The organism is Streptomyces griseus, assembly GCF_900460065.1.
Lineage (GTDB): Bacteria > Actinomycetota > Actinomycetes > Streptomycetales > Streptomycetaceae > Streptomyces > Streptomyces griseus.
In genome coordinates this window covers 139,300-147,660 of sequence record NZ_UAVD01000009.1, presented here as the reverse complement: position 1 = coordinate 147,660, position 8,361 = coordinate 139,300, and the positions used below count along the sequence as shown (strand labels likewise).

The 8,361-nt window shown below is 70.7% G+C and carries 8 protein-coding genes; 1 reads left to right on the top strand and 7 read right to left on the bottom strand.

Annotated elements, in window-relative coordinates; all coding sequences use genetic code 11:
• Window positions 1–36: 36 nt before the first annotated feature.
• The 7 genes from DTB53_RS05460 to DTB53_RS05430 form a co-directional block, all read right to left on the bottom strand.
• Window positions 37–1,581 carry a hypothetical protein gene (locus DTB53_RS05460; protein WP_012381884.1) on the bottom strand — a complete coding sequence of 515 codons (1,545 nt, stop codon included), beginning with the start codon at window positions 1,579–1,581 and terminating at the stop codon, window positions 37–39.
• A complete protein-coding gene (locus tag DTB53_RS05455) occupies window positions 1,578–2,210 on the bottom strand; it encodes an ABC transporter ATP-binding protein (RefSeq protein ID WP_012381885.1) in 633 nt (210 codons plus the stop codon). Before DTB53_RS05455 ends, DTB53_RS05460 begins: the two co-directional genes overlap by 4 nt.
• Window positions 2,207–2,944, bottom strand: coding sequence for a class I SAM-dependent methyltransferase (locus DTB53_RS05450; RefSeq protein ID WP_012381886.1), 738 nt, complete (start codon window positions 2,942–2,944; stop codon window positions 2,207–2,209). Before DTB53_RS05450 ends, DTB53_RS05455 begins: the two co-directional genes overlap by 4 nt.
• Entirely contained in the window at window positions 2,937–3,509 is a 573-nt protein-coding gene (locus DTB53_RS05445) for a CypD family RiPP peptide-cysteine decarboxylase (RefSeq protein WP_003970679.1), read from the bottom strand. Before DTB53_RS05445 ends, DTB53_RS05450 begins: the two co-directional genes overlap by 8 nt.
• Window positions 3,506–4,072: a hypothetical protein gene (locus tag DTB53_RS05440; RefSeq protein ID WP_003970680.1), complete on the bottom strand. Its 567-nt coding sequence runs from the start codon at window positions 4,070–4,072 to the stop codon at window positions 3,506–3,508. The genes DTB53_RS05445 and DTB53_RS05440 overlap by 4 nt, the downstream gene beginning before the upstream one ends.
• Window positions 4,062–5,570 (bottom strand): alpha/beta fold hydrolase, encoded by a 1,509-nt coding sequence (locus DTB53_RS36790; RefSeq protein WP_148235529.1) that lies wholly within the window; start codon window positions 5,568–5,570, stop codon window positions 4,062–4,064. Before DTB53_RS36790 ends, DTB53_RS05440 begins: the two co-directional genes overlap by 11 nt.
• A gap of 365 nt (window positions 5,571–5,935) precedes the next feature.
• On the bottom strand, window positions 5,936–6,130 hold the full coding sequence (locus DTB53_RS05430) for a cypemycin family RiPP (protein ID WP_003970682.1): 195 nt from the start codon (window positions 6,128–6,130) through the stop codon (window positions 5,936–5,938).
• A 534-nt stretch (window positions 6,131–6,664) separates the two neighbouring features.
• On the opposite strand from DTB53_RS05430, the gene DTB53_RS05425 reads away from it, so the two are divergent.
• A complete protein-coding gene (locus DTB53_RS05425) occupies window positions 6,665–8,302 on the top strand; it encodes an ATP-binding protein (protein WP_236586343.1) in 1,638 nt (545 codons plus the stop codon).
• The last annotated feature ends 59 nt before the right edge of the window (window positions 8,303–8,361 follow it).

The following is an 8,361-nucleotide window of genomic DNA, read 5'->3' as shown; positions in this document are numbered from 1 at the left end:
GGGGGTGTCGGCCCGCCCGGGCGACGACGATGCCCGCTACCCGCGCCCGAGGCGGGAGAAAAGCCCCCGGTGCGCCCAGCCGGTGCGGCGCAGCCCTGTCCAGACACAGCCGGCGGCGACGCAGACGGCAACCACCGCCGCACCGGCCGCGGACGGCAGCGCGGCCATCAGGGCGACCCCCATCAGCACGACGACGAACCCGTCGAACTGCCAGGCGATGACCCGCAGCCCGGAGAGGTCCCCGAACGGCGTGATGACGGGGAGGAGCAGTTCGAGCGGGAGATCCAGCTTCATCTCGCGCAGGAACCTGGCCCCCAGCGCCATGACCACCGACCCGGCGACGAGAAGGGCCGTGCCACCGAGCTGCCCGCTGTGGTGGTCCCACCGGACGAGGACGGCGAAGCCGCCCCCCAGGAGAGCGCCGACCGTCACCGCGACGACGGGCCAGGTCAGTGTGCGGGCCAGGGTTCCGCCCCACCGCTCGCCGAACAGCGGAGCCAGGGTCAGCTCGTCCCGCAGCCCGCGCCACGTCTCGCCGACCCACCCCGAGCCCAGGTACACGCACAGCGCCCCCAGGGCCCACAGCCATGACCCCGGACCCTGGCCCCGCCCGGCCACCCCGTGCGTCAGCACGGCGGAGCCGATCAGCAGGAGCGCCGCGCCCGCGCTCGCGCGCCCGGGTGTCCGCAGCGCCCGGATCGCACCCTGGGCGAGATACCCGCGAAGACGCCCGTCCGGACGGATCAGGGCCGAGGTGAGACCGGACGGCTCCGGCCGGTACAGATCCAGCGCGTGATGGAGTGTCCCGGTCCAGGCGTAGGTCTGGGCCTGGGACGCGCGGGCCGACTCCCGGGCGAGCCGGGCGAGGTCGACGGCGCCGATCGCCCGGAGTGCCGCCGGCCCCAGGACCGCCGCGGTGGCCGCCAGCACTCCGGCGAGGAGCCACAGACCCACTCCGCTGTCCGGAGCCACTCGGCTCACCCCGGCGACCAGCGCGGCCCCGCCGCCGACGGCGGAAGCCACCAGGAGATTGTCGCGCAACGGCCGCACCTGGCCCCAGAGCCACGCGAACGCGGCGAGGGCGCTGAGCCCCACCCCGGACGCCAAGCCCTGCACCGCGGAGTCGAGGTGGTCGAAGAGATCGGTCGCGAGGTAGGCCGCCGCGCAGGCCGACAGCAGTCCGGTCGCACCGACGTACGTCAGCCGGCGCCGTGCGATCGTGCCGAGATAGCGCGTCGGGGGGATGTCCGTGGACATGAACACGTGCAGCAGGAACGGCTGGACCACCACCGGCCCCCAGAACCGCCCGGCGACCTGGGCCCCCCAGCACACCGCCACCGCGAGCGCGCAGACCAGGGGCGCCGCCTCCGTGAGGGAGCCCACGGAGACCGACGCGGGCGAAGTGCTCCGGGCGTGGACCACCGGCACCAGGTAGAACGCGGCGAACAGGGCGACGAGATAGAGGGTGTACGCGTGCCCGCGCACGGTGCCGCGGTCACCTCGGCGGGCGTGACGCTGCCGTACGGCACGGACGCGGTCCGCGGCGTCGGGCCCGGCTGCCGCGAGCGTGTCCACCGTCATCCCAGCTCCACCCGGCCGTCGCGCGCCTCCACCAGGGCGGGTTCATGGGTGGCGACCAGGAAGGCCGTGCCCGCCGCCGCCCGCTCCGTGAGGAGGTCCGCCACCAGTTCGACGCGGTCGCCGTCGAGGTGCCGCTCGGGTTCGTCGAGCAGCACCACGTCCGCGGGGCGCACCAACGTCAGGGCGAGGCTGAAGAGTTGAAGCTGGCCCGAAGAGACCTGGTGGGGGAACCGCTCGCCCAGCGAGGACAGTCCCAGTCGCTCGACGACCTCTTCGGCGGCTTCGGCGGTCGTCGCGCTGTTGCCGTACCAGGACGCGGCGACCAGGGTCACCTGTTCGCGCAGCGTCATGTCACGGGCGAACGGGATGGCGTCGACCAGGGAGGCCATGAGACGCCGGTGCCGCGGCTTGGCCATGTCGGCGGGTTCGCCCCGCACCGAACACGAACCGCCCGTGAGACTCCGGCTGCCCAGGAAGGCCCGCAGGAGGGTCGTCTTCCCCGACCCGTTGCCGCCGGTGAGGCACCAGACCTCGCCCGGCATCACCGCGAACGAGGTCGGCTCCAACAGGGTGACGTCGCCCATGGTGACCGTCGCGCCCTCGGCGGCGAGGATGGGAACAGCGGTCACTTCGCCTCCAGAACCACAAGCATCTCCCGTGAACGAGCAGTGTATGCGTCGCCCGCGTACGATCCGTCGACGGCCGTCACCTCCAAGCCGGCCGCCCGTGCCAGGAGCCGGATCTCCGGCAGCGACGCCCACGTGGCCATCTCGTGGAACGAGGTGAGGGTCGAAGCGCTCTGGACCATGAAGATGCTCATGATGGCCTGGGTCGCGCGGTCCGCGTTCTGAGTGATCGTCACCATCTGCTCGCGGCCCAGGGGATAGGTGACGGTGTGCGCGGCCCCGTCCGCACGGAGGTACTCCACCGGGTCGGTGCAGTCGAGGAAGACCGCGCCTCCCGGCTTGAGATGCCGCCCGATGGCACGGAGGAGCTCGATCTTCTCGTCGTGGCTCTGCGCCAGGAAGAAGGTGTTCTTGGACATGGTGACGACGTCGAAGGCGGAATCGAGCCGGAGGTCCCGGAAATCGGCTTCGACCGTGTCGACCTTGCGCTCACCGCGCCTGCTCTCCAGCAGGTCCAGCGACGGGCGTGAGGCGTCGACGGCCACGACCTGCGCACCGGCGTCGGCGAGAGCGAACGACGACACGCCCGTTCCCGCGCCCAGGTCCAGCACGGTCCGTCCGGCCAGCGGGCGGTGCGACGACACCCACGCCGCGAGTCCGGCGCCCGGGGAGAGCATCGACGAGATCAGGTCGTAGGCGTCAATGGCCGCCGCGTCGTAAACGGTCGGTTCACTCATGGACAGAGCCTTTCTTCACCATCTCATTGGCAACGGCGATGGCGCCGGGGAGATTGAATCCCACCTCGGCCGCCGCGCGATTGCTGGCGCGCACTCCGGTCACCCGTGGTGCGAACGCGATATTCGGACGGAGCCGCAGGGTCTTGAGGTTGCTCTCCACGATCTCGTTGGATCCGGGAAGCGTGTCGGCGATCACGATGGGGCGGTCCGTCACCTGGAGCATCAGCAGAGCGGGCGAATCCGCCCGGCCCTGAGCCAGCCGCATCAGGGTGTCCAGGGTCGCGGGGAACACGATGAAGCACTCGGCCGCGCCGCTCTGCCCGGAATTGACCTCGGCCGGCAGGCTCGGATCATCCCACGCGTCCGTCCACACCTGGCCGTTGGCGAGGTGCCGCAAGGCCTTGACCGTCACGAACTGCGTGGCGGACCGGGATACGGAGACATTCACGACCACGTCGGGATTCAGCTGTCGCAGCCAGTGAATCCACCAGGGAACCAGTGCCGCGCTGATGGATCCCGTCACATGAAGGTGCAACTCCGCACCCTCGAACTGCTCCACGTTCATCCAGCGGTTTCCTTGTGTTCGGACGCGGAGTCGAGCGGGATCCACTCGGATGTCAGAATCGGTTTCATGCGTCTTTCCGGCGGTGCGCTCGGGAAGACGTTCATGAGGAGGAACTGCAGAGCCTGCGCATCGGCCGCCGCCGACGCCCGGCTGGCCGAGAACACCAACTGGTACGGCACGCTCTGCGTCACCCACGTGAATCCGGCCTGGTTCGCGCTCATCACGGAAAGCTGCTGCATGGCGTCGAACAGGGCCTTGGGGCCCCGGCTCGCGGGGTTCCAGATGACCTGCGTCCACCCGTGCGGGACTTCCGGGGTCACGTCGCGCCAGGGGCTCGGCTGCGCGTCACCCGCCTTGGTGTCGCGCACCAGCAGGTGGACGTTCTGGACCCCGGGGTTCGGGGCGAAGAAACGCCAGCCCGGGATGGGCCAGCCCCCGGTGAACTGGCGAAGATCCTGGTTGTAGGAGTCGGGGGTGTTCTGCAGAACGGTCGAGACCAGGTGCGTCGCGACCGCCCCCACGGCCAGTACGCCCACCGCACCACGAATCCGGCTACTTGGCATGTATGAACCTTCGGATGGCGCCTTCGACCTTCTCGGCGTGATGTCTGTATCCAATGACCGACCGGTGTGCCGAGCCGTGGACGACCTCGATACCGGCCCCGATCTTCTTGGCGAACGTCTGCTGCTGTTCGGCGTGCTCGCCCGACGAGATCACCAGGACCTCCGCGACCGCCCCCAGGCTGTCCAGGGCGCCCTCGGTGCTCACCTTCGCGTACTCGCTGATCGAGTTGATGACGTTCCGCGGCGCGAAGGCGAACTGGACGTGGCTGAACTGGGTGTCGGGCGTGTAGCCCGCCTGGCGCTCCACCCCGTTCGGCGCCCACAGGTAGATGCCGGTCACGGCGGCGAAGAGGGAGTGCACCTGGATCTGGAGGAAGTTGCCGAACCTCCGCCGGTCGGACCGGTCCGCGTCGAGCAGTTCGGGGTCGGTGCCGTCGACGACGACGAGCTTGCCGATCCGGTGGGCGAAGCGGGGGTCCTGGACGTAGGAGGCGGCGCTCAGGGAGCCGATCGAGTGGGTCACCACCACGATCTCACCCTTCGCCCCGACCTCTTCGAGGACGGCTTCGAGGATGTCGCCGCTGGAGGCGCGGGACTTCGTGAGGCCGTATCCGGCCCGGTGGTAGCGGACGACCGTGTGGTCCAGGGCCAGGCTCTCCGCGACCCACTCCCACGATTCGAGGGACTGGCCGAGCCCGCACTCCATCACGACGACGGGCCTGCTCCGGTCCGGGCCCCCCGGCGGATGGTTCACGACGTACTCGACGGCGCCGATCTCGCCGTCGAGCCGCATGACGCCCTTGGGGCCGAGCCGCCGCTGTTCGGCGACCTTCCGCTTCTCGCGGGCGATGAGCGCACTCGCGAGGGCCACCCCGCCGGCCGTGCCCAGCACGGCCTTCTCGAACGTTCGCGGTTCGCCCCGGGTGTCCAGCACATGGCCGACCGCTCCGTGGGAACCGAAGAATCCCCAGACGAACCGGGGGAGTTCCATCGTGGCCGCGACACCGACGTGGAACGACTTCACCGCGGCGAGCGCGTAGGAGGCCTGCTTGCGCGGCAGGAGATAGATCAGCGGGAAGGAGCCCTCCCACACGATCGTGCCGACGGTCACCGCTCTGGAGAACCTCGGATAGCGGCGCAGGATCTGTGCGGCCGGCCCGCGGCCGTAGGCCTCGGTCTCCAGGATCTCCGGAAGCGCGTGGCCCTGCACCCAGCTGCTGCCGAAGGCCTTGGAGATTCCCGAGACCGCGTAGCTGAGTGCCGTCTGGAAGTTCACCGCGCGCAGGAAGAGGTCGTCGGACACCTTCTGGTCGGGTATCAGCGCCGTGAGCGCGCGGTACTGCGTGATGACCGCCGTCATCTGGTCGGCGCCGTCCCGGCCGTACGGCGTTCGGATCTCGCTCAGCCGGTTGCACGCGCCGATGACCGCCGACGCCGCGATCTGGAGCTTGCGGTTGCCGCGCCCGAGGGCCAGCCCGGTCGCCGCCGCGAGTGTCACCCCGGCGAGCACTTTCGGGGTACGCGGATGGTCGAGCGTGCGGCCGAGCCGGTGTCGCAGACTTCCCGGAGGGTATTCCTGGGCCGATACGCCTCGGAGATATCCGTCGTCGTCGAAAACGTGCTTGAGGCTCAAGGTCTCGGCAGAAGCGAGAATCTGTCCGATCGCGATCGGCAAGAAGACGCGATCGGCAGCCCTTTGGGCAGCGGTCGTGCTCGCAGCGCGCCGCGTCCCCCGTCGAAATCTCACGAAGCTCTTCAACTTCTTTCCGTTGCGAACTCGAACGTCCCTGTGAGCCAACCGGACGCGCGTGCCGGAGGAGCCGCCCCAGGGCGGACCCCTCCGACACGCGAGTCAGCCCACCATCAGCAGACGAGACAGATGGTGCTGCCCTGGATGACGAACTGGGCCACGGCCGGGGTGGCCATCGCGGGGGTCTCGGCGTCCGAGTGGAAACCCGGAACCGCACCGGCGAGAACACTGTTGGCGAAGTCCTGAGTCGCCATCGACTCCGGCAGTGCTGTGGCCGTCTCCTGCGTTGCAATCGAATCGAGTCGCATTTCGCTGTCCTTCCTCGGAACCTATGCTGAGCGAAAGGGACTTGGCGGTCCCATCTTGCCCATCCCCCGCCGCCAGCTCTGAATTGAACGCGCTATGCACTACGTCGGCCACCCGATCTGCGGGAATCCCGCAAAGCTGGTGATCAACATCGCCGACCCAGCGTAAACAGACGTTCGAGTACCGTCAACACCCCACCCGTCACATGAGTATCAGCTTTACAAGCCTCAAGTCCCGCTGAATTTGGACAAGTTGCCACGCGCCTGTCGGGCGATTTCGTGACGATGCCGGTTTCGACGAACGCCCGGTCGTTCCCCCGGTCCTTCCCGTGTCGGTCGGTGTCCCGGCGCCGGACGCCTCGCATGTGCCGAGGCCCCCGAGCAAGGCCCGCTCCTTGTCCGAGTTTTGTGTGGGCTTGGACCGAGCCCCTGCACGATGAGCGGGAATCCGGAGGCCGGACCGCCGGAAGCCGGGGTCGTACGCGGCCACGCGGGTGTCGACTTGGGGGAGTAGTGCTGTTCCGAATGCTGGGTCCGATGCAGCTCGTCGACAACGGCCGCACGGTGGGACTGGGGGGCATGAAGCAGCGCGCCACACTCGGCTTCCTGCTGCTCCGGGCCAACGAGGTGGTGGCCACCAGCCACCTGCTGAACGTGCTGTGGGGGGTGGACGGCACGCCCACCACGGCACGCAAGATCCTCCAGAACGCGGTGCACGGGCTGCGCGGCGTCCTGTCCGCCACCGGGACCGCCCATGGCCCCGCGCCGGGGCCCACACCCGAACTGCTCACCCAGCCGCCCGGCTACATGATGCGGGTGGATCCCGAACAGGTGGATCTGTATCTGTTCCACCGGTGGGCCGGCCAGGGGCGGGAGCGACTGGCCCGGGGCGACGCCGACGGGGCGTCCGTGCTGCTGAGCGACGCGCTGGCGCTGTGGCGCGGGCCCGTCCTGGCCGACCTGGTGGAGGCGGGCATCCGGTGGCCGGAGCTGGCCGCGGTCCGGAGCGCCCGGCTGGACGCCATGGAGGACTACTTCGACGCCCAGCTCGCCCGCGGGCGCCACCAGGCGATCCTGCCCGAGCTGGAGGAGATGGTGCGCGCCGACCCGCTCAGGGAGCGGTGCTGCGGCCAGTTGGTGCTCGCCCTGTACCGGTGCGGACGGCAGGCGGACGCGCTCGACGCCTACAAGCGGGTACGGGCCGCCCTGGTGGAGAACCTGGGCCTGGAGCCCGGCCGCGGTCTGCAACGGCTCCAGCAGGCGATCCTCGCCCAGGACCCCGCGCTCTCCCTCGCCGGCGCGGAGACGTACGCCCCCCTGACCCCGCCGACGTACCCCGAGCCCGTCCTGGTCGGGCCGGCCGGTGAGCCGGCTGGGCGGTTCGGAGGACCGGTGGCCGCCGCCGAGGACGCGCGGAGCGGTGCGTACGAACTCGACGTCCTGCGCGGTCTGGCCGAGCGGGCCCGGCACCGGGGCGTCCCGCATCTGGTCACGGTCCTCGGGCGGCGCGGCACCGGGAAGAGCGGGCTGCTGCGCGACTTCGGGCGCTCGGTGGGCGTGCGTCCCGGCGAGCAACGCGTGCTCGGCGGGCGGGTCTCCCCGGCCGGAGCCGGCACCCCGCTGGCGGCCCCGCGGCAGATCCTCGCGGCCTACTGCGGCATCGGCCCGGATACGGACGGGGCGACGGCGCGCGCCGTGCTCGCCCGGACCGTCCGGCGGCTGTTCCCCCCGGGGCCGACGTCGGAGCTGCTGCTGTCCCGGCTGGGCCGACTGCTCGTCGCCGACCCCGCCGACGCCCTCCCCACCGCCGCCTTCCCCACCGGGGAGCCGCACCACGCCCGAGTGCTGGGCGCCTGGGCCCAGTTCCTCCGGGAGGCGGCCCAGCACGAGCTGCTGGTGCTGTGCGTCGACGACCTGCACCGAGCCGACGACCCCGTGCTGGACGCCTTCGAGGAGATCGCCGAGGTCCCGACGCCGGGGGCGCTGTTCGTGGTCGCCGCGGCCGGCCCCGAACTGCTGGTCCGCCGCCCCCACTGGGGCGGCGGAAAGAGACATGTCACCACGGTCACCCTGGACCCGCCGGAGCGCGTCACCCGCGAACAGCTCCTGGAGCCGGGCCGGTCGCAGAGGCCGAGGACCGGCCGCGTACCCCACCCGGTCGTGACCCGCCGGTGAGATGCCGCCCCCGAAGGCGTGGAGGAAGGAGTCCGGCGTACGGATTCCGGGGCCGGACG